This window comes from Pseudomonas sp. NPDC077408, from assembly GCF_050269105.1.
Lineage (GTDB): Bacteria > Pseudomonadota > Gammaproteobacteria > Pseudomonadales > Pseudomonadaceae > Stutzerimonas.
Genome location: NZ_JBNNHS010000003.1, coordinates 490,839 through 512,055, shown reverse-complemented (window position 1 = coordinate 512,055; position 21,217 = coordinate 490,839). Strand labels below are relative to the sequence as shown.

The following is a 21,217-nucleotide window of genomic DNA, read 5'->3' as shown; positions in this document are numbered from 1 at the left end:
CAGAGGCCTGGCCAAGTGAGCGAGCGCTGCATGTCTGCCGTTACCGTACTGATTTGCGATGATTCAAGCCTGGCGCGCAAGCAATTGCTGCGCGCGCTGCCGGCTGCGTGGCCGCTGGACATTCTTCAGGCTGCCAGCGGTCGCGAGGCGCTGGAACGAATTCGTGAAGGCGGCGTGGACGTCTTGCTGCTTGATCTGACCATGCCTGACATGGACGGCTACCAGGTTCTGGCTGCTCTTCGCCAAGAGCAACTGGGATGCAAGGTCATCGTGATATCGGCGGACGTTCAAGAAGAGGCGGTGCGCCGGGTGCTCGGGCTGGGGGCGCTGGCATTCATCCGCAAGCCTGCCGATCCGCTGCATTTGCAACAGACCCTGGCGGGCCTCGGGGTCGCGGGTGCCGAACTGCCAGCACTCGGGGAGCGGAACGCGGGGCAGGTCTCGTTCCGCGACGCCTTCCGCGAGGTGGTCAACGTTGCGATGGGGCGCGCGGCGGCATTGCTCGCCAAGGTGTTGGGAGTATTCGTACAGCTGCCGATTCCCAATGTGAATATTCTCGAAGTCGGCGAATTGCACATGGCGCTGGCCGATGCGGCTCAGGGCGACAAGTTGTCAGCGGTCTGCCAGGGCTATATCGGCGGGGGCATCGCCGGCGAGGCGCTGTTGATCTTCCATGATTCCGAGATTGCCGATATGGCGCGCCTGATGCGCACCGACGATTATCTCGAGCTCGAGATGCTGCTCGATCTTTCCAGTCTGCTGATCAGTGCGTGCCTCAGTGGCATCGCAGACCAAATCGATGTGGTGTTTTCTCAAGGTCACCCGCAGGTGCTGGGCCAGCATGCTTCGATCGACGAGCTCATTCGCGTCAACCGGCAACGTTGGAAAAACACCCTGGCGGTGGAGATCAGCTACAGCTTGGAAGGTCACGACATTCATTTCGACCTGCTCTTGCTGTTCACCGAAGACTCGGTTGAGTTGCTGTCGCGCAAACTCGCCCTTGAGATGAACTGACCATGTCCGACTCGAACGATCTGAGTGAACTCCACTGGTTGCTGGCTATCGTCCAGAGCATTGACGTCGGTGTCGTGGTGCTTGATCGCGAGTACCGCATCGATGTGTGGAATACCTTCATGGAGAACCGCTCCGGACGGTTGCCGGAAGAGGCACGCAAGAAGACTTTTTTCGAGCTGTTCCCCGAAGTCGACGAGCAATGGTTTCGGCGCAAGGTGGAAAACGTGGCGACACTCGGGACGCCATCGTTCACCATCTGGGAACAGCGACCTTACCTGCTGCGATTCAAGAATTATCAGCCGATCACCGGGCTGGAAGACTTCATGTACCAGAACACCACGTTGATGCCGTTGAAGGCGCTCAATGGCAGCATTGAGCAGGTCTGCCTGATCATCTACGACGTCACCGACGTGGCGACCAACCGCCGCCAGTTACAAGCGGCGAATCAAGAACTGCAGCGCCTCTCCAGTACCGACCGCCTCACTGGCCTTTTCAACCGGGGGCATTGGGAGGAGATGTTGCGCCAAGACTACGCCCGACATCGGCGCTACGAGCGCAATGCGGCACTGGTGATGTTCGATATCGACCACTTCAAGAAGATCAACGACAGCTACGGTCATCAGGCGGGGGATGCGGTCATCCAGCAGACTGCCGAACTGGTTCGACAGTGCACGCGCGATGCGGACATTGCCGGACGCTACGGCGGTGAAGAGTTCGTGGTGCTGCTGCCAGACACCGATAGCGAGGGGGCGGTGACTTTTGCCGAGCGGCTACGGCAATCCATCGAAGCGCATGAGGTTGTTCACGAAGGGCGTAGTATTCGCTTTACCGTCAGTCTCGGGATTGCGGATCTCAGCGAGCCCACCAATGGCTATGCGCAACTGATCGAACGTGCGGATATTGCCCTGTATTCGTCGAAAGCCTCAGGGCGCAATCAGGTCACCCTGTACCGCTAGGATGCTGCGGTGGGCGCAGTGCGGCCGCTCAGGAATTTCAGCAAGGTGACTTCCTCGCTGCTCATCCATTTGCGCTTTCTGGCCTTGCCCAGCTGCGCCAGTTCGCCAGTAGCAAAGGCTTCAAGCACGTCGGGATGAATGTAGCACTGGCGACACACGGCGGGAGTATTGCCGAGCTGGTGAGACACCAGCTTGACCACTTCGACCAGATTGCGCCGCGCCACCGTCTCTGGTTGCCACTCACGTTTGCGCAGATAGTCCAACGCCAGCGCACTGCCTGCCCAAGTTCGATAATCCTTGGCCGTGAAGTCGCCCCCGGTCATCTCGTGGATGAACGCGTTGACGTCGCTTGAATTCACTGGGTGCCGCATCCCGTTTTCGTCCAGGTATTGAAACAGGTGCTGGCCGGGTAGCTCCATGCAGCGGCGCACAATGCGCGCCAGCCGCTGGTTCCTTAGCGTTACGCGATGCTCTACACCGCTTTTGCCACGGAACTGAAAGCGGATCGCAGAGCCTCGTACATCGACATGACGGGTGCGTAGAGTGGTGAGCCCGTAGGAACGGTTTTCCTTTGCATAACGTGGGTTGCCAACTCGGATCAGCGTCGACTCAAGCAGTTGCACCAGCAAGGCCATCACTTTTTGTCGCGGCATGCCGCGCAAAGCCAAGTGCTCCTCCAGCCGCTCGCGCATTCGCGGAAGGGCAGTACCGAACGACAGAACCCGTTCATACTTGTTGCCGTCCCGGATCTCTCGCCAGCGGGGGTGATAACGATATTGCTTGCGTCCGCGAGCATCTCGTCCAGTTGCTTGCATATGGCCTTGCGGATCCGGGCAGATCCAGACGTCAGAGTAGGCTGGGGGAATGGCCAGCTTGTTGATGCGCGTTATCTCATGCGTATCCCGAATACGTTCTCCGGTCGGCAGGAAGTAGGCGAATTTGCCTCCGAGCTTTCGTCGACTGATACCGGGAACGTGGTCGTCTACATAGTGCAGATCGGCTGGTAGCTCAGGGCAGAGGGTGGTGCCGGTGTCCATATGCTCGTCCGCCGGAAGCGGTCGCACACCTTCCGCTAAGTGCAGAGCCGTCTCGCTGTCCTGATCGATCAGCATGCATGCTCCTGAAGGGCCGCGGCCCGGCCTGGTAAAGCCTGGCCGCATTACAAATCTTAAGATGAGTGCAGCCAGGCCATCCCTGGGTGGCCGGTGGCGATTCGCAGGACTGAAGACAGTGTCAGTCTTCGCTTTCCTGGCTGTTACGCATCAACAGCCTTATCGCGGCAACCAGTTCGTCAATTGCCTCTCGGTAGATAGCTGGGTCTGCCTTAGTTTCTGCGCTGTCAGCCAGCCGTCGTGCACTTTCCAGATGGTCATTTATCGAGGAATAGTCTCCGATCATGTAAATGCTCCTGGGTTGCGGATGAGAAAGGCAGCTGTGCTGAGGGAGGGCACAGTGCTTGTCTCAATAAGAGACCGACGCAACCGAAAGGGGTTCGGACCGCGTGTCGAGCGCCGGTGTGCAAGGTATGCGCGGCCGCGCAAAGTTTTCGTTACCGCCTAACGATCAGCACACTCCGCCCGATTATGCTGAGGCTATTGGTGGCAGTGTAAAGACCAGTCGGCTGTACGGACGATGCTTACGAGCTCGACGTGTTCCCGTCACGCTGGGCTGCGCAGGCGTAGACCACGCGCTTAACTGGACGCCATTCTTGCTCAGTTGGAGCCGGGCGTTCTCCAGCAAGCCAGCAAGGCGATTAGGTGTTGCGTACGTGGACCGCGCGATATGCGAAATCGACAGGGCTTAGTCACCCGCTGCGTTGTGACTCGTAGCGAGAACCTGCTGTCCTCATGGTCGGCTGAGAGGTTGCACGGCAGACCAAGAAGGCCATCGCGCTGATGCGCCTGGCTTCATAAATTGCACGGTGTTATGCGGTAATCAGCACGCTTCGCCGAGGCGATTGTTTATTTCGCCGGTGCGACGTCGAAAACGAGGTTTATCCCATCGCCGCTGCCGTCTCCCACGACCGAGCCCTGTACCGGTCTGTGTGTCACCTGACGGCCTTTGTAAAAGTCGCTCAGACGTTTCTGCGCCACATCACGGATATGGGTGATCAGCCCTGTGGACTGTGTGTCGCGAGGGATGATGAACTTCAGGGAAACGCAATGGCTCTGGGCACCCTCTGGCAAATCGGCCAGTCCGCTGCTGTGCCATTGATCGTTGACGTAGGCTTCTGCACCTTTCATGGATCACTCCTTCGTTTATTCGCTTATTGCTGGGACCGTTAAACAATCGAATGGGTCCGTTTTTCCTAGCGGCGCCATCATTGGTGGCCAAGCGAAATGCAACGAAAAAGGCCCGGCGCATGCGCAACCGGGCCTTATCAAGAAGGAGTGACTTACTCAGGCATCTGCCAAGGCGCGAGATGCATGCCCTGACGACTCAGATCGGCGCGTGCTTGCTCCAGCGACTGACCGAGCTTGATCGGGTCGGAGTAGACGTTGCTCGCCAATTTGCAATGGCCTACGGTGCGCGATTCGCTGCCATCCAGGACCGTGATGCTGAGTTCGCCATTGCCTTCGAGCAGCGTCCAGGCGACGCACTGGAACGGCTTGAACGCACGGTCAGTGATAAGGAGGGCGTCGTTGAAGCGAAGCGGGCTGTTCATCAGGCATGTCTCTCTGTGTGGTAACCAAAAATCGGATATTGAGCCTGCCGCCAGGCTGCCGGCGTTGGCCTTACATATCCATTGATGTACACAGAGGACTGATAAGTCACAGGGTCGTTTCGTGTTTTGTGATTTTTTTTGCAATTAGCCAAAGGTCTAGCATTAGGCGCAACTTGGGTGGTCGGCTTAATCTCGGTCTAACTATCTGTTTTCGTTGGCTTTGCTGGTTGGGCTAAGAGCAAGGCTTCTTAGAGCCCATCAATCTGCCCCCCTTTGCGCTGTGGCGAAAAGCCGCAACCGGCGTGGCAAAAGAAAACGGCCAGCTCCGGTTCGGGAGCTGGCCGTTGTATACAAAGTCCGCTTGTAGGGCTTGGCTAGACTTTGAACTGCTTGAGCAGACGATTCAATTGCTCGGCCAGCTCGCCTAGTCGCTCACCCGCCGCACTCGATTGTTCCGCTGCGTGTGTGCTTTGCTGAGCCAATCCGGCAGCCTGGGTAACGTTCTGATTAATGTCTTCAACGACGTGGGTCTGTTGCAGTGTTGCGCTGGCTATCGATGCGTTCAACCCCGACAGGTTGCGCAGCGCCTGGGCAATCTGAACGAGGCTGGCTCCGGCTTGGCTGGCTTGTTCCACGGTGGCTTGGGATGCTCGGCTGCTTTCCATGATCACCGTAACTGCAGCGCCCGAATTCTTCTGCAAGCGCTCGATCATCGTGTGAATCTCAGCTGTTGAGGTCTGGGTGCGTTGGGCTAGCAGGCGAACCTCGTCGGCCACTACAGCAAAACCGCGGCCTTGTTCGCCGGCGCGGGCAGCCTCAATCGCTGCGTTCAGCGCGAGGAGGTTGGTCTGATCGGCGATCGATCCAATGACCTCAAGCACTGACCCGATCTTCGTGGTTTCGTCCGCTAAGGATTGTATGACCCCGACAGCTTCGTTAATGGTGATCGAAAGCTGATCTATTTGCTGCAGGCTGGCTTCGATATTCCGCTGCCCCAACCCAGCCTGCTTCTCCGCGTCACCCACTTCGTTCGATGCCTGCTCGGCATTCTTTGCCACTTCCTGAACGGCGTAGGTCACCTCGTTTACGGCAGTAGCGACCAGCTCCATCTGTTGCGATTGTTGCTGACTTTGCTTGTGCGCTTGCCCGGCCAGCCCCCCCAAGGCGTTAGAGGAGGATTTCAGCGAGTCGGAGGTTTCGAACAACTGGCCGATCACTGTGCGCAGTTTCTGGGTGAAGGTATTGAAGTCGCGGCTAAGGGTGGTCAGTTCGTCATTACCCGATACGTCAAGATTCCGCGTCAGGTCGGCTTCACCGCTGGCTATGTTGGCCATGGCCTGCATCGAGTGACGCAGCGGCTGTGTGATGCTGCGGATAAGAATCGCGACCAGTACCGCCATCAGCGCAGCGATTGCCAAACCGATGAGCGAGAACCGCACCAGATAGTTCTGGAACTCCGCTTCGACATCATCAACATAGATTCCCGAACCGATAATCCAGCCCCATGGCTTGAATAGTTCGACATAGGAGATCTTCGGCACAGGGTCTTTTTCGCCGGGCTTCGCCCATTGATAGTCAACCAGGCCAGCTCCTTTGAGTTGAGCTACCTTGACCATTTCGTTGAACAGCGCTTTGCCGTTCGGATCTTTAACCTTGGAGAGATCCTGTCCCTCTAGCTCCGGCTTTATCGGATGCATGACCATGACCGGCTGCATGTCGTTGATCCAGAAGTAGTCATTCTGGCCATAGCGAATCATGCGAACCTGGTCCATTGCGGCTTTCTGCGCCTCGGCGGTCGTCATGCTTCCGCTGGCTTCGAGCTGCTGATAGTAGGTCAGCACGCCGCGCGCCGTCTCGACGATGTTTTGCGTCATGACCTGCTTGCCCCTGTACAGGTCGGTACGAACCTGCTGAATCATCAGCAGGCCGAGAATGAAGAGCATGGCAACCGCCACTAGCGGAATCAGCCAGAGACGCTTGCTGATTGGAAGATTTCGTAGCAGATTCATAGGGTTGTATGCTCCTGTTAATGCTTTTGTTCTTTATTATTCGAATAGAGGGATGGAGCGCGGCGACACGGCCTGCCTTGAAAATCAGCTATGGCAGTGGTTGTTTGTCATGGCCCATGCATAGGGTTTCGGCCGTTGCTGAAAAAAGATGAGGGCGGCCGTGTCTGCTCAATGAATTTACTCGCGTCAAGCGAGTCAGAACAGCGCTCAGATGGCTATCTGACATATACCTTTGTTGTATTCAGTCGCGGTGAGTTGCACCGTTATTGGGGAATAGATGGACCTTTGGATTGCCTTTCAGGCGTTGCTTCTTGGGGTGGTGGAAGGCATTACAGAATTTCTGCCGATATCCAGCACCGGGCATCAGATCATCGTGGCCGATCTGATTGGGTTTGGCGGCGAGAGGGCGCTCGCGTTCAACATCATCATCCAGTTGGGTGCGATCTTGGCGGTGGTGTGGGAGTACCGTCGTAAGATTTTCGATGTGATCGTTGGTTTGCCAAGGGAGAAACAGGCGCAGAAGTTCACCGGGAATCTGTTGGTCGCGTTCTTCCCTGCGGTAGTGCTGGGAATTACCTTCGCTGATCTCATTCACAAATACTTGTTTAATCCGATCACGGTAGCGACGGCGCTGGTCATTGGCGGGGTCGTGATGCTCTGGGCCGAAAAGCGCCAGCATGAAGTACAGGCCGAAACCGTCGACGATATGCACTGGTCCCATGCCTTGAAGGTTGGCTTCGCGCAATGTCTGGCGCTCATCCCCGGCACTTCACGGTCCGGCGCGACAATCATCGGTGGGCTGTTGTTTGGGCTGTCCCGCAAGGCGGCCACCGAGTTTTCGTTCTTTCTGGCCATGCCGACTATGGTCGGTGCCGCAGTGTATTCCGGTTACAAGTACCGCGACCTGTTTCAGCCTGGGGACTTGCCGATCTTTGCGATTGGGTTCATCACCTCGTTCATTTTCGCCATGCTGGCGGTGCGCGCCCTGTTGAAATTTATAGGCAACCATAGCTATGCCGCATTTGCCTGGTACCGGATCATCTTCGGCATCATCATCTTGGCTACTTGGCAGTTCAGCTTGATCGACTGGAGTACCGCGGCGGGCTGACGCGCAACGCACACAGCAGAGGAGTGCCCTGTGCACGCATTCGAACATCGACTGTTGCCCATCAATGGCATCACCCTCAGCCTTTACTGCGCCGGGCCTGAGCAAGGCCCGGTTATCCGGTTGCTCCACGGATTTCCCGAAAGCTGGTACTCGTGGCGTCATCAGATCCAGGCGTTGGCGGATGCGGGCTACCGTGTGGTGATTCCGGAGATGCGCGGATATGGCCAAAGCAGCGCGCCGGATGATATCGCCAGCTATGACCTGATAACCGTCTGCGCGGACATCCAGGCGGCAATGGACCTGCTTGGTCACCGCTCGGTAGCGGTGGTGGGCCATGATTGGGGCGCACCGGTGGCTTGGCATCTGGCCTTGCTCGAGCCGCAGCGAGTCAACGTTGTCGCGGCTATGGCGGTGCCTTATGGCGGCCGTCCGAAGAGACCCGCGATCGACATCATCCGCAGTCAGTTCGCCGATCGCTTCAACTATATTCTGTATTTCCAGCAGCCCGGCGTTGCCGAGGCCGAGCTTGATCAGGACATTCCGCGTACTTTGCGGATGATGATGCATAACACCTCGGCAGCGGTCCCCAAGGATTTGTTCCTGCAGGACAAGCCGGTCGGCAGTTCGCTCTATCAAGGCATGCAAGACCCGGGCGCTCCGCCGGCTTGGTGCGGCTCGGACGCGTTCGCCGTCTACGTCGCTACGTTCGAGGGACGCGGCTTTCATGGTGCACTGAACTGGTACCGCAATTTCGAGCGGAACTGGGAGCGCACTGCACCGTTAGCCGAGCGCAAGGTGGAGCAGCCGGCGCTTTTCCTACTAGGCGACAAGGACCCGGTCGGCACTCTGGAAGCTCATACGCTGCAGAAAATGCCCAGCTGGGTACCGGACCTCGAGCAGCATCTCATCGAAGACTGTGGCCATTGGATACAGAGCGAGCAGCCCGAGCAGGTCAATAGGCTGCTTCTCAGTTTTCTTGAGCGCCGCTACATCCCTGCCCGATAGCTGCTTGCGGCTCGTAGCTCCAAAGGGAAGCGGCTAGAATCCCCGATTTGCCCGCCGGGTCACATGCCATGGAATTACGCGGTCAGCTGAAAAGCTGGAACGATCAGAAGGGGTTCGGTTTCATTCGGCCGGAACAGGGTAGCGAGGAAATCTTCGCGCATATTTCGGCTATGCGCGGCGCTCGCCGCCCGGCGCAGGGCGACCGGGTGCTCTATGTCAGCGAACGGGACGAGAACGGGCGCCTGGGTGCCACGCATATCCGTCTGGATTCGGGGCTGTCTCTAGACGAGCCGGCGATTCGACGAAAACCACCTGCGGTAGCGATCCAGTCCGCACAAAATAGAAGCTTCAAGGCACGCGCTAAGCCCAAAGCGCGGCCACGGCAAAATGGGTCGATAAGGTGGCTGCTACCGAAGCTCCTAGGGCTCGTCCTGCTCTGTCTGTTACCGGCGCTCGGACTTACTCGTCTGGCGGGGCAGGGTAGTTACTGGCCGCTCTATGCCTATCTCTCGGGTAGCCTGTTGGCTTTTGGCTTTTACCTGCACGACAAGCGCAGCGCACTGCGTCGCGGCTGGCGTACGCCCGAGGCTCGCCTGCATCTGGTTGAGCTACTTGGTGGCTGGCCGGGGGCGTTGATTGCTCAACAAGCGTTTCGCCATAAGACCCGCAAGTTGTCGTTCCAGCTGGTGTTCTGGCTGATCGTCGTCGTGCATCAGCTCGCATGGCTCGACTACCTATATGTCCAGCGGCTGTATCGGTTATTGCTAGAAATTTGAGCATTGACCGAGTCGTACGCGCTGACGGTTTGTCGATGCAAAAACGCCCCGCGGTTGCGGGGCGTTTCGTTACCTCAACGAGGTTTAGAACACGCCAAGACTGCGCAAGTAGTCGTCATAGGTGCCGCTGAAGTCGGTCACGCCCGAGTCGGATAGCTCGATGATACGGGTCGCCAGAGAGCCAACGAATTCCCGATCATGGCTGACGAAGATCAGCGTGCCCGGATAGTTCTCCAGCGCTAGGTTCAGCGCCTCGATCGATTCCATATCCAGGTGGTTGGTCGGTTCGTCCATCAGCAGCACGTTGGGCTTCTTTAGGATCAGCTTGCCGAACAGCATGCGGCCCTGTTCGCCACCGGAAATCACCCGAACCGACTTCAGGATCTCGTCGTTGGAGAACAGCATGCGGCCGAGGGTGCCGCGCACGACCTGTTCGCCGCCTTGCGTCCACTGACTCATCCAGTCGAACAGGGTTACGTCGTCCTCGAAATCATCTGCGTGGTCCTGGGCGTAATAGCCAAGCTCGGCACTCTCGGTCCACTTCACCGCACCGGCATCGGGCTGCAGCTCGCCAACCAACGTGCGCAACAGGGTCGTCTTGCCAATGCCGTTGGGGCCGATGATAGCGACGCGCTCACCGGCCTCGACGGTGAAACTGAAGTTCTTGAACAATGTTTTGCCGTCGAAGCCTTTGGCAACGTTTTCCACGGTTACCGCCTGGCGATGCAGTTTCTTGGTCTGCTCGAAGCGGATGAAAGGGCTGACGCGGCTGGATGGTTTAACTTCAGCTAGCTGGATTTTGTCGATCTGTTTGGCGCGTGAAGTGGCCTGCTTGGCCTTCGAGGCGTTCGCCGAGAAGCGGCTGACGAAAGTCTGTAGCTCGGCAATCTGCGCCTTCTTCTTGGCGTTATCCGATAGCAGCTGTTCGCGAGATTGAGTAGCCGCGGTCATGTACTCATCGTAGTTACCAGGGAACAGTCGCAGCTCGCAGTAATCCAGGTCAGCCATGTGCGTGCACACGCTGTTCAGGAAGTGCCGGTCGTGGGAAATGATGATCATGGTGCTGTTGCGCGCCGTGAGTATGTTTTCCAGCCAGCGGATCGTGTGAATGTCCAGGTGGTTGGTCGGCTCGTCGAGCAGCAGCACTTCCGGATCGGAAAACAGCGCCTGCGCCAGTAGCACGCGGAGCTTCCAGCCGGGTGCAACTTCGCTCATCGGGCCGAAATGCTGATCCAGCGGAATACCCAGGCCTAGCAGCAGCTCACCAGCTCGGGACTCGGCGGTGTAGCCATCCATCTCGGCGAACTCGGTTTCCAGTTCTGCCACCGCCATGCCGTCGTCTTCGCTCATCTCTGGCAGCGAGTAGATGCGTTCGCGTTCGGCCTTGACCTTCCACAGTTCCTCGTGACCCATGATCACCGTGTCGATGACATTGAAGTCTTCGTAGGCGAACTGATCCTGCCGCAGCTTACCCAGGCGCACGTTCGGTTCGAGCATGACCTGGCCGGCCGATGGCTCCAAATCGCCACCGAGAATTTTCATGAAGGTCGACTTGCCGGACCCATTGGCCCCGATCAGGCCGTAGCGATTGCCGTTGCCGAACTTGACTGACACGTTTTCGAACAGCGGCTTGGCGCCGAACTGCATGGTGATGTTAGCGGTGGAGATCAAAGGGGTTTACCTATCAATAACTTGGAGCTTGCAGATGGTGCTAAATGGTGCGCGATACTGCGGAGTCTGAAGTGACCCGGCGGACAGGCAGTAGCGGCAGCCGCGGCGCATTATGGCGAGCTGTTAGAAGAAATGCGGGGGTTGATGCCAGACATTGGGCGCCATTGTCGCATAGGTCTGTCGGCAGTTGCATGACACTCCGTAAAAGCAAACGCCCCGAACCAGTCGGGGCGCTTGTTTTGCCTGCGTGACGCGTCAGAACATCAGACAGCGACCACGTCGATCTTTGCTTTGGCCGCAGACTCGCGGAACTCGGCAATCTGATCGAAGCTCAGGTAGCGGTAGACATCAGCCGCCATGGTGTCGATCTGAGCCGCGTAGACCATGTACTCCTCAACGGTCGGCAGGCGACCCAGGATCGAGGCGACTGCTGCCAGTTCGGCAGAAGCCAGGTACACGTTGGTCGCATCGCCCAGACGGTTAGGGAAGTTACGGGTCGACGTGGAGACCACTGTCGAGCCGGTCTCAACCCGTGCCTGGTTGCCCATGCACAGCGAGCAACCTGGCATTTCCAGGCGTGCACCAGCACGGCCGTAGATGCCGTAGTAGCCTTCTTCGGTCAGCTGGTGCTGGTCCATCTTGGTCGGCGGAGACAGCCACAGGCGAGTTGGCAGGGCACCTTCAACCTTATCCAGCAGCTTGCCAGCGGCGCGGAAGTGACCAATGTTGGTCATGCACGAGCCGATGAATACTTCATCGATCTTCTCGCCCTGAACGGTCGAGAGCAGACGCGCATCGTCCGGGTCGTTGGGTGCACAGAGCACAGGCTCGGTCACTTCGGACAGGTCGATCTCAATGATCTCGGCGTATTCGGCGTCAGCATCGGCAGCCAGCAGTTCCGGCTTGGCCAACCAAGCTTCCATGGCCTGAGCACGACGCTCCAGCGTACGAGCATCACCGTAACCTTCACTGATCATCCAGCGCAGCAGGGTAATGTTCGACTGCAGGTACTCAGCGATCGCAGCTTCCGGCAGTTTGATGGTGCAACCCGCAGCGGAACGCTCGGCAGAAGCGTCAGACAGCTCGAACGCTTGCTCAACGGTCAGGTCGTTCAGGCCTTCGATTTCGAGAATACGGCCGGAGAAGATGTTCTTCTTGCCTTTCTTCTCGACGGTCAGCAGACCTTTCTGGATCGCGTAGTAGGGAATCGCATGAACCAAGTCACGCAGCGTGATGCCAGGCTGCATCTTGCCCTTGAAACGGACCAGTACCGACTCCGGCATGTCCAGCGGCATGACGCCAGTGGCGGCGGCGAAGGCGACCAGGCCGGAGCCGGCCGGGAAGGAGATGCCCATCGGGAAGCGAGTGTGCGAATCACCGCCGGTACCGACAGTGTCCGGCAGCAGCATGCGGTTCAACCAGCTGTGGATGATGCCATCGCCCGGACGCAGGGAAACGCCGCCGCGGGTCATGATGAAGTCCGGCAGGGTGTGATGCGTGGTGACGTCGATCGGCTTCGGATAAGCCGCGGTGTGGCAGAAGGACTGCATGACCAGATCGGCGGAGAAGCCCAGGCAAGCCAGGTCTTTCAGCTCGTCACGGGTCATCGGGCCAGTGGTGTCCTGGGAGCCGACGGTGGTCATCTTCGGTTCGCAATAGGTGCCCGGACGGACGCCTTTGCCTTCCGGTAGACCGCAGGCGCGACCGACCATCTTCTGTGCCAGGGTAAAGCCCTTGTCGCTCTCGGCAGGGGCTTCGGGCTTCTTGAACAGGTCCGTTGGGCCCATGCCCAGCTCGGCACGTGCTTTCTCAGTCAGGCCACGACCGATGATCAGCGGAATACGGCCGCCAGCGCGAACTTCGTCGAGCAGGACGTCGGTCTTCAGCTCGAAGGTGGTGACCAGCTCATCGCTGCCGTGGCGGCGTACTTCGCCTTTGTAGGGGTAGACATCGATGATGTCGCCCATGGCTAGATCGGAGCAATCGAACTCGATTGGCAGAGCGCCGGCGTCTTCCATAGTGTTGTAGAAGATTGGCGCAATCTTGGTGCCGAAGCAAAAACCGCCGGCACGCTTGTTCGGTACGTTGGGGATGTCATCACCGAAGAACCATAGCACCGAGTTTGTAGCCGATTTGCGGGAAGAACCGGTACCCACCACGTCGCCCACGTAGGCGATCGGGAAGCCTTTGGTAGTCAGTTCTTCCATCTGCTTGAGCGGGCCGACCGAGCCAGGAGCGTCAGGGGTGATGCCGTCGCGAGCCATCTTCAGCATCGCCAGGGCGTGCAGCGGGATGTCCGGGCGCGACCAGGCGTCAGGCGCTGGCGAAAGATCGTCGGTGTTGGTTTCACCGGTGACCTTGAATACGGTCAAGGTGACTTTTTCGGCAACCGGGGCTCGGTTCTTGAACCACTCGCCTTCAGCCCAGGACTGCAGAACGGCTTTGGCGTTTGCGTTGCCAGCCTTGGCTTTCTCAGCAACGTCGTGGAACGCGTCGAACATCAGCAGGGTGTGCTTCAGCTCTTTTGCAGTAGTGTCGGATAGTTCTGCGTCGTCGAGCAGGTCGACCAGCGTGACGATGTTGTAACCACCTTGCATGGTGCCTAGCAGTTCAACAGCGTGCTGCTTGCTGATCAGCGGCGAGGTGGCTTCGCCCTTGGCGATAGCGGCGAGGAATCCAGCCTTGACATAGGCGGCTTCGTCCACGCCCGCGGGAACGCGGTTGGTGATCAGGTCGAGGAGGAATTGTTCTTCGCCAGCTGGCGGGTTTTTCAGGAGTTCGACCAGGCCTGCGGTCTGCTCGGCGTTCAGCGGCTGGGGCACGACGCCCTGAGCGGCACGCTCTTCTACGTGTTTGCGATAGGCTTCAAGCACAGTTTTATACCCTCATCATTGGTCCCATGGGTGTCTCGGGACGCGCATCCGGAAGCTGTTTTCAAAGTTTTACGCCGGGTTAATGCCGGGTACGCAGGTTAGAGGGATCTGCGCACCCGGAAAGTAGCCGGTCAACTGTGCTCGTGACGCTTTGAAAACAGCTTCTTGCGGATTATGGCGCCTAAAACGGCGGGCCGATTCTACTGGAACGTGCCTGCAAAGTTAAGTGAAACGCCAGGGCACAGCGATGGCGAGGCCGCCAACGGACATGTCGCAGTTTCGGCTTAGGCCCGCAATCTGTGGGCTGCAGACCCTCTTTTTGAGGCATGGTCCGGATTGGTCAGTGACCCGGCTTGGACAAAAGTCTAAGATGCGGCGCTGTCCTTCGATTCATCGTCCGTCATGTCCAATCAGCGAATCAAAACCCCTTGCGTAGGCCTTTGCTCCACCGTTTACGGCGATCTCGTCTGCCGTGGATGCAAACGGTTTCATCATGAAGTGGTGAGCTGGAACGGCTATAGCGAAGAGGTCAAGCGCTCGGTCTGGCAGCGCCTGGAGGTATTGCTAGCGCAAGTGATGGCGGCAAAGCTGGAGGTTTTCGATGCGCCACTGTTGCGTTCTCAGCTGGAGAGCCGACAGATCCGCTTCGTTGCCGACCAGTCACCCTACTGTTGGGCCTATCAACTGATCGCCCGCGGCGCGCGCGTGATTCAGCAGCTCGAAGCCTATGGCGTCGTGCTGCTGCCGGAGTTTCGTGATTGGTCCTTGCCTGAGCTTCGTGATGCAATCGATCGGGAGTTCTTTCTCCTTTCCGAAGCGCATTACCAGCGTTATATCGCCCCTCGATTTGTTCAGGACATGGCTCGCTAGGCATTCAATACAGCCGAGGAAGGCGATATCCGGCCACGGCTGAGCTGATGAGCCTAGCGCTGCGCTACGAGCTCCTCAAGGTGGTCGATGATGTCCTCTGGCTTCAGCACCAGCACATCGCTTTCCAATGTGTCGAGCACGACCTCGGCGGTATTGCCCATCAAGGCCCCGGACAATCCGGTGCGGGCGACAGTGCCGATGACCGTTACGGCAGCCTGAAGCTGGTGGCAGACGCGCGGGATCAAGGCGTCTGCGGGCCCTTCCTCAATATGCAGCTGGCCGTCAGGGATGTCGAACTCAGTCTGAAACTGCCGGCAGGCGTTGCGGTAACGCGCTTCGATCGTTTCCTTGAGCTGGAACGCGGGATCAGCGGAGGACAGCATGGCTGAAGGGTGCGCGCTGATCACATGCAGTGTGCCCTCGGCAAGCGAGGCAATCTGGTAGCCGTAATTGATGATGCTGGAATGAAGCGTGCGGTGTTCGATGTCAGCATTGCCTACGTCCACTGCGGCCAGAATGTTGCCACCTGTCCAGGGGGCTTCGGTTTTGACCATCAGCACCGGGCAGGGGCAATAACGCAATAGCTTCCAGTCATCGGGCGTCAGCAGGGCGCGTTTCAGCGGGTTATCGGCAATGTGCTGTTTGATCACCAGGCCGCAGCCTTCGGCTTGCTGAGCGCTGATGATGGTCTGGTGCAGGTTTTCATGCCAGGCCTGCCGAGCCGTAACGACGTGGCCCTGATCTTCGAGTTCTTGGCGCAAGCGCTCAAGATAGCTGCTGTGATCCTGTTTCGCGTCGCAGATCAGCAAGTGCAGCCGGGACTGGCTGACGCTGGAAATCAATCGCGCCCTTTTTAGTGCCAGATTTTCGGAAAGCTTTGGGTCAATTACCACGAGGATACAGCGTATGGCTTGCATGATCGGCTCCGTTTGGGTGATCAGATGGTTTCACTATAGACAAGGGCTTCAGGGCAGCCACTGACCTATATCAAGCAGTGCTGGCCGTTACTCGCTGGGCTCGTATAATGCGCGGCGGCCCAGCGACTTCGTGCTGTTCGCCGCTTTCATTTCCTTCATGAATACCAAGACCTCATGCTCCCCGAACTGAATGAATTTCTTGGCTGTGCGACACCTTCGGCGTGGGTCGACGTTGCGCTGCACAACCAGGATGTGATGTTGATCGATCATGGCAATTGCGAGAAGAAGGCTGCTGGCGCTGCCTTTCAGTTGATGTTTCGCTATGTCGATATGCCGGATCTGCAGAACAAGATGTCGCGCCTGGCCAGGGAGGAGTTGCGACATTTCGAGCAGGTGCTCTCGATCATCCGCAAGCGTGAAATCAGTCTGCGCAATATCGGCTCATCCCGTTATGCGGCCGGTTTGCGCGAGTTGGTGCGCAACCACGAACCCTACCGGCTCACCGATACCTTGGTGATTGGTGCGTTTATCGAGGCGCGCTCATGTGAGCGTTTTGCGATGCTGGTGCCGCACTTGGACGAAGAACTTGGGCGGTTCTATCACGGGCTATTGAAGTCCGAAGCGAGGCATTTTCAGGATTACCTGAAGCTGGCTTACCTCTATGGAGAGGCGGCGGACATCGAGGCAACCATCGTCCGCGTGCGTGAACGTGAGCGTGAGCTAATCGAAAGCTCAGACAGTGAGTTTCGCTTTCACAGCGGCGTACCGAGCGCCGCCTGACTGATCAGTTCAGGTCGAAAGGAGCCTGGTGAAAACCTGAATCGTCGACCTGTAACGCCCAACCCTGGCGATCCCAGTCACCCAGGACGATCCGGATGGCCGCTTGACCATCGATCTGCAACGAATGGGTTGCTGGCCGGTGGGTGTGGCCGTGAATTAAAGTTCGGACTTTGTAGCGTTGCATGATGCTCGCCACTTCGTCGGGTGTTACGTCGACGATATCGCTGGCCTTCATTCGCGTCTCTTCCTTGCTGCTGGAACGCAGTTTTTGCGCCAGCTTCTGACGCTTGCCAAGCGAAAGGTTATGCAGGATGAAGAGACTTACCGGGTTGCGCAGCCAGCGGCGTAGCCGCATGTAGCCTTCGTCACGCGTGCATAGGCTGTCGCCATGCATCAACAACACGCGCTCGCCAGCGAGCTGCGCGATATGCGGGTCGGCCAGCAGCGTGCATCCGGCCTCGCGGCAAAACGCTTTTCCGATCATGAAGTCGCGATTGCCGTGCATCAGATAGATGCGCGTCCCATGCTGACTCAGCGCTTTCAGCGCTAGGGCTATCTCATGCTGAAAGGGCGTCATGCCGTCATCGCCGACCCAGACTTCGAAAAAGTCACCGAGGATATAGAGTGCCTCGGCTTCGATTGCGCGAGTCTCGAGGAAACGAAGAAACGCCCGGGTAATCTCCGGGCGTTTTTCTTCGAGATGCAGATCTGAGATCAACAGGATCAATGCGATTTACTCGACGATTTCGGCTTTCTCGATCACGACGTCTTCTACCGGAACGTCCTGATGGCCCGATTTCATCGTGGTGGGCACGCCTTTGATCCTTTCAACTACGTCCATGCCTTCGACCACTTCGCCAAATACTGTGTAGCCCCAGCCTTGAACGGTCGGCGCCGTGTGGTCGAGGAAATCATTGTCTTTAACGTTGATGAAGAACTGCGCAGAGGCCGAGTGCGGCTCCATGGTGCGTGCCATGGCCAGGGTGCCGGTCTTGTTGGAAAGGCCGTTGTTAGCTTCGTTCTTGATCTGGCCGCGGGTGGCTTTCTGCTTCATGCCCGACTCGAAACCGCCGCCCTGGATCATGAAGTTGCTGATCACGCGGTGAAAGATAGTGCCGTCGTAGTGACCGCTTTTTACGTATTCCTTGAAGTTGGCGGTGGTTTCCGGCGCCTTGTCTTCGAACAGCTTGACGGTGATGACGCCATGATTGGTATGCAGCTTGATCATTGAAAGCCTTCCTAAATGAGGGAGAAATATGTGTCGCGGCAACGCGACCGGCGTGACGGCCCCGAAGACTCGCGGCTACTGCGCATAGCGCGGCAGGGCGCTTTGCTCTGTCAGGGGGTTGACGGGTCCGCTATGATAAGCGCTTTGATTTGGCGGGCCTACCCTGAGGCGCGCACTCGCAGATCGTTAAGGACACCATGAGCAAGCCTGAGACTACCGCAGCCACAAATTTTCTCCGCCCGATCGTTCAGGCCGACCTGCAATCAGGCAAGCACGCGAAGATCGTGACGCGCTTTCCACCGGAGCCCAATGGCTACCTGCACATCGGTCATGCCAAGTCGATCTGTCTGAACTTCGGCCTGGCGAAAGAATTTGGTGGCGAGTGCAATCTTCGTTTCGACGACACAAACCCGGCGAAAGAAGATCAGGAATACATCGATGCAATCAAAAGCGATGTCCAGTGGCTCGGCTTCGAGTGGGCTGGGGAGGAGCGTTATGCCTCCAACTATTTTTCGCAGCTACATGACTGGGCCATCGAGCTGATCAAAGCGGGCAAGGCTTACGTCTGCGACCTCACATCCGAGCAAGCCCGAGAGTACCGCGGCAGCCTGACCGAACCGGGCAAGAACAGTCCGTTCCGCGACCGTTCCATGGAAGAAAACCTGGACCTGTTCGCGCGGATGAAAGCTGGCGAATTTCCGGACGGCGCAAAGGCACTCCGGGCCAAAATCGATATGGCCTCGCCAAACATGAATCTTCGCGACCCGATCCTCTATCGGATCCGCCATGCGCATCACCACCAAACCGGAAACGACTGGTGCATCTATCCAAGCTATGACTTCACTCATGGTCAGTCGGATGCCATAGAAGGCGTCACTCACTCGATTTGCACCCTTGAGTTCGAAGACCACCGCCCGCTCTACGAGTGGTTCCTGGAAAATCTCCCGGTTCCGGCACGTCCGCGTCAGTACGAATTCGCGCGCCTTAACCTCAACTACACCATCACCAGCAAGCGCAAGCTCAAGCAGCTCGTGGACGAAAAACACGTCAATGGCTGGGATGATCCACGCATGTCGACGCTCAGTGGCTACCGTCGTCGTGGCTACACGCCGGCGTCGATTCGCACGTTCTGCGACATGATCGGGGTCAATCGCGCCGGCGGTGTAGTGGATGTGGGCATGCTCGAGTTCGCCATTCGCGAAGACCTGGACGCCAATGCCCCTCGTGCCATGTGCGTCCTCAAGCCGTTGAAAGTGGTCATCACCAACTATCCTGAGGACAAGACCGAGACGCTCGAACTGCCTCGTCATCCGAAGCAGGACATCGGCGTGCGCCAGCTGCCGTTCTCGCGGGAGATTTATATCGATGCCACCGACTTCGAAGAAGTACCTCCGGCCGGGTTCAAACGCCTGATACCGGGTGGGGAAGTGCGCCTACGTGGCAGCTACGTGATTCGTGCGGATGAAGCGGTCAAGGACGAGCAAGGCAACATTGTTGAGCTGCGCTGCTCCTACGACGAGAACACGCTGGGCAAGAACCCGGAGGGTCGCAAGGTCAAAGGCGTCATTCATTGGGTGCCGGCTGCTGAGAGCGTCGAATGCGAAGTGCGTTTGTATGATCGTCTGTTCCGCTCGGCCAATCCCGAGAAGGATGAAGATGGCGGTAGCTTCCTGGACAACATCAACCCTGAGTCGCTGGTGGTGTTGAAGGGTTGCCGCGCCGAGCCGTCGTTGGCCTCTGCCGAAGCTGAGGATCGCTTCCAGTTCGAGCGCGAAGGCTATTTCTGCGTTGATCGCAAAGACAGCCGGCCCGACGCAATGGTGTTCAACCGGACCGTGACGCTGCGTGATTCCTGGGGAGGCCAGTAATGGCGCTGGCGATTTACAACACGCTGACCAAAACCAAGGAGCCGCTCAAGCCTCTGATCGCTAATCAGGTGCGCATGTACGTCTGCGGCATGACCGTTTATGACTTCTGTCATATCGGTCATGCACGCGTCATGGTGGCATTCGATGTCGTTTCGCGCTGGTTGCGCCAGCGTGGCTACGAATTGACCTATGTGCGCAACATCACTGACATCGACGACAAGATCATCCGGCGAGCCCAGGAAAATGGCGAGACGTTCGAGGCGCTCACCGGACGCATGATCGCTGCCATGCATGAGGACGAGGCACGGCTCAACGTGCTACGTCCAGACATCGAGCCTCGCGCAACCGACCATATTGCTGGCATGCACAGCATGATCCAGACCCTGATCGACAAGGGCTTTGCCTACGCACCGGGTAATGGCGACGTGTACTACCGGGTTGGAAAGTTCGTCGGCTACGGCAAGCTTTCGCGGCGCAAGATAGAAGACCTCAAGATTGGCGCGCGAATCGAGGTCGACGAGGCCAAAGAGGATCCGTTGGATTTCGTGCTATGGAAGGCCGCCAAACCGGGAGAGCCGAGTTGGGGGTCGCCTTGGGGCGCAGGGCGTCCGGGCTGGCACATCGAGTGCTCGGTCATGTCAACCTGCTGCCTGGGTGAGACCTTCGACATTCATGGCGGCGGTCCTGATTTGGTATTTCCGCATCATGAGAATGAGATCGCACAGAGTGAAGCGGCAACCGGCAAGCTGTACGCCAATGCCTGGATGCACGCCGGCGCCGTCCGGGTTGATGGTGAGAAGATGTCCAAGTCGCTGGGCAACTTTTTCACCATTCGTGAAGTGCTGGAGAAATACCAGCCGGAAGTGGTGCGCTACCTGCTGGTCTCAAGCCACTACCGCAGCCCGATCAACTATTCAGAAGACAGTTTGAAAGAAGCCAAGGGGGCCCTTGAGCGCTTCTATACCGCACTCAGAGGTCTGCCTGAGGCCACCGCTCAGGGTGGCGATACGTTCGTGGCTCGCTTCGGCGAGGCAATGGATGACGACTTCAATTCACCCGAAGCGTGCGCGGTGCTGTTCGAAATGGTTCGCGAGATCAACCGTCTACGCGATACGGATATGCAGGCAGCGTCCGGCCTTGCTGCGCAGCTCAAAGCGCTGGCTAGCGTGCTCGGCATATTGCAGATGGATCCCGACACCTTCTTGCAGGCCGGGGTTGAGGGCAAGGTGGATGCCACCCAGGTGGAAGCACTGATTGCTTCACGCCTTCAGGCTCGCTCCGATAAGAACTGGGCTGAATCCGATCGGATTCGCGATCAACTGACGGCTATGGGTGTGGTTCTTGAAGACGGGAAGGGCGGCACGACCTGGCGTCTTGGCGAGTAACTCGTATCCGCTACTAAGGCCGCACGTCAGCTTTTATCCCTGAAGTGCGGTTTTTTCGTCTGTCGTCTGCAGGGGCCGTGGCCACTGCGACC

Annotated in this window: 19 protein-coding genes and 1 pseudogene; 9 read left to right on the top strand and 11 right to left on the bottom strand. The window is 58.0% G+C overall.

Translation table 11 applies throughout. From position 1 onward, the window contains the following. The first annotated feature begins 30 nt into the window (after nucleotides 1-30). A complete protein-coding gene (locus ACQKEK_RS11575; RefSeq protein WP_128121310.1) occupies nucleotides 31-1,014 on the top strand; it encodes a response regulator in 984 nt (327 codons plus the stop codon). A 2-nt stretch (nucleotides 1,015-1,016) separates the two neighbouring features. Beyond that, entirely contained in the window at nucleotides 1,017-1,970 is a 954-nt protein-coding gene (locus tag ACQKEK_RS11570; protein ID WP_128121309.1) for a sensor domain-containing diguanylate cyclase, read from the top strand. Here ACQKEK_RS11570 and ACQKEK_RS11565 read toward each other — a convergent pair. From ACQKEK_RS11565 to ACQKEK_RS11540, 6 genes and pseudogenes are all read right to left on the bottom strand, one after another. Then, nucleotides 1,967-3,082 (bottom strand): DNA topoisomerase IB, encoded by a 1,116-nt coding sequence (locus ACQKEK_RS11565; RefSeq protein WP_499142704.1) that lies wholly within the window; start codon nucleotides 3,080-3,082, stop codon nucleotides 1,967-1,969. The two genes, ACQKEK_RS11570 and ACQKEK_RS11565, sit on opposite strands and share 4 nt — an antisense overlap. 121 nt (nucleotides 3,083-3,203) lie before the next feature. Next, nucleotides 3,204-3,368 (bottom strand): hypothetical protein, encoded by a 165-nt coding sequence (locus ACQKEK_RS11560; RefSeq protein WP_164863208.1) that lies wholly within the window; start codon nucleotides 3,366-3,368, stop codon nucleotides 3,204-3,206. 563 nt (nucleotides 3,369-3,931) lie between these two features. Then, nucleotides 3,932-4,213: a hypothetical protein gene (locus ACQKEK_RS11555; protein WP_499142703.1), complete on the bottom strand. Its 282-nt coding sequence runs from the start codon at nucleotides 4,211-4,213 to the stop codon at nucleotides 3,932-3,934. Nucleotides 4,214-4,365: 152 nt separating this feature from the next. Beyond that, nucleotides 4,366-4,635: a hypothetical protein gene (locus ACQKEK_RS11550; protein ID WP_045427540.1), complete on the bottom strand. Its 270-nt coding sequence runs from the start codon at nucleotides 4,633-4,635 to the stop codon at nucleotides 4,366-4,368. Between the two features lie 374 nt (nucleotides 4,636-5,009). Further along, entirely contained in the window at nucleotides 5,010-5,744 is a 735-nt protein-coding gene (locus tag ACQKEK_RS11545) for a methyl-accepting chemotaxis protein (protein WP_499142947.1), read from the bottom strand. 123 nt (nucleotides 5,745-5,867) lie between these two features. Next, a pseudogene (locus tag ACQKEK_RS11540) lies at nucleotides 5,868-6,554 on the bottom strand (cache domain-containing protein); the annotation flags it as partial. A gap of 367 nt (nucleotides 6,555-6,921) precedes the next feature. Between ACQKEK_RS11540 and ACQKEK_RS11535 the strand changes: the two are divergent. From ACQKEK_RS11535 to ACQKEK_RS11525, 3 genes are all read left to right on the top strand, one after another. Beyond that, complete coding sequence (locus ACQKEK_RS11535) at nucleotides 6,922-7,752, top strand: undecaprenyl-diphosphate phosphatase (RefSeq protein WP_128121302.1); 831 nt, start codon at nucleotides 6,922-6,924, stop codon at nucleotides 7,750-7,752. 30 nt (nucleotides 7,753-7,782) lie between these two features. Then, the gene (locus tag ACQKEK_RS11530; protein WP_499142701.1) at nucleotides 7,783-8,757 is read left to right on the top strand and encodes an alpha/beta fold hydrolase; all 975 of its coding nucleotides are present in this window, start codon (nucleotides 7,783-7,785) and stop codon (nucleotides 8,755-8,757) included. Between the two features lie 68 nt (nucleotides 8,758-8,825). After that, complete coding sequence (locus ACQKEK_RS11525; protein ID WP_499142700.1) at nucleotides 8,826-9,533, top strand: DUF1294 domain-containing protein; 708 nt, start codon at nucleotides 8,826-8,828, stop codon at nucleotides 9,531-9,533. 84 nt (nucleotides 9,534-9,617) lie between these two features. Here ACQKEK_RS11525 and ACQKEK_RS11520 read toward each other — a convergent pair whose 3' ends face one another. Continuing rightward, entirely contained in the window at nucleotides 9,618-11,204 is a 1,587-nt protein-coding gene (locus tag ACQKEK_RS11520) for an ABC-F family ATPase (RefSeq protein WP_045427527.1), read from the bottom strand. Between the two features lie 263 nt (nucleotides 11,205-11,467). Continuing rightward, nucleotides 11,468-14,077 carry a bifunctional aconitate hydratase 2/2-methylisocitrate dehydratase gene (gene acnB / locus ACQKEK_RS11515; protein ID WP_128121299.1) on the bottom strand — a complete coding sequence of 870 codons (2,610 nt, stop codon included), beginning with the start codon at nucleotides 14,075-14,077 and terminating at the stop codon, nucleotides 11,468-11,470. A gap of 402 nt (nucleotides 14,078-14,479) precedes the next feature. Between acnB and ACQKEK_RS11510 the strand changes: the two genes are divergently transcribed. Then, nucleotides 14,480-14,947 carry a DUF1289 domain-containing protein gene (locus tag ACQKEK_RS11510; protein ID WP_045427522.1) on the top strand — a complete coding sequence of 156 codons (468 nt, stop codon included), beginning with the start codon at nucleotides 14,480-14,482 and terminating at the stop codon, nucleotides 14,945-14,947. A gap of 53 nt (nucleotides 14,948-15,000) precedes the next feature. Here ACQKEK_RS11510 and ACQKEK_RS11505 read toward each other — a convergent pair whose 3' ends face one another. After that, nucleotides 15,001-15,864, bottom strand: coding sequence for a universal stress protein UspL (locus tag ACQKEK_RS11505; RefSeq protein ID WP_045427519.1), 864 nt, complete (start codon nucleotides 15,862-15,864; stop codon nucleotides 15,001-15,003). A gap of 174 nt (nucleotides 15,865-16,038) precedes the next feature. On the opposite strand from ACQKEK_RS11505, the gene ACQKEK_RS11500 reads away from it, so the two are divergent. Continuing rightward, nucleotides 16,039-16,644: a MiaE family protein gene (locus tag ACQKEK_RS11500; RefSeq protein ID WP_499142698.1), complete on the top strand. Its 606-nt coding sequence runs from the start codon at nucleotides 16,039-16,041 to the stop codon at nucleotides 16,642-16,644. A 4-nt stretch (nucleotides 16,645-16,648) separates the two neighbouring features. On the opposite strand, the gene lpxH is transcribed toward ACQKEK_RS11500, so the two are convergent. Both lpxH and ACQKEK_RS11490 read right to left on the bottom strand, forming a co-directional pair. Further along, a complete protein-coding gene (lpxH, locus tag ACQKEK_RS11495) occupies nucleotides 16,649-17,371 on the bottom strand; it encodes a UDP-2,3-diacylglucosamine diphosphatase (RefSeq protein ID WP_499142696.1) in 723 nt (240 codons plus the stop codon). Between the two features lie 6 nt (nucleotides 17,372-17,377). Beyond that, complete coding sequence (locus tag ACQKEK_RS11490; RefSeq protein WP_499142694.1) at nucleotides 17,378-17,872, bottom strand: peptidylprolyl isomerase; 495 nt, start codon at nucleotides 17,870-17,872, stop codon at nucleotides 17,378-17,380. Between the two features lie 197 nt (nucleotides 17,873-18,069). On the opposite strand from ACQKEK_RS11490, the gene ACQKEK_RS11485 reads away from it, so the two are divergent. Both ACQKEK_RS11485 and cysS read left to right on the top strand, forming a co-directional pair. After that, nucleotides 18,070-19,740 (top strand): glutamine--tRNA ligase/YqeY domain fusion protein, encoded by a 1,671-nt coding sequence (locus ACQKEK_RS11485; protein WP_499142693.1) that lies wholly within the window; start codon nucleotides 18,070-18,072, stop codon nucleotides 19,738-19,740. Further along, nucleotides 19,740-21,125 (top strand): cysteine--tRNA ligase, encoded by a 1,386-nt coding sequence (cysS, locus tag ACQKEK_RS11480; protein ID WP_499142691.1) that lies wholly within the window; start codon nucleotides 19,740-19,742, stop codon nucleotides 21,123-21,125. The genes ACQKEK_RS11485 and cysS overlap by 1 nt, the downstream gene beginning before the upstream one ends. The last annotated feature ends 92 nt before the right edge of the window (nucleotides 21,126-21,217 follow it).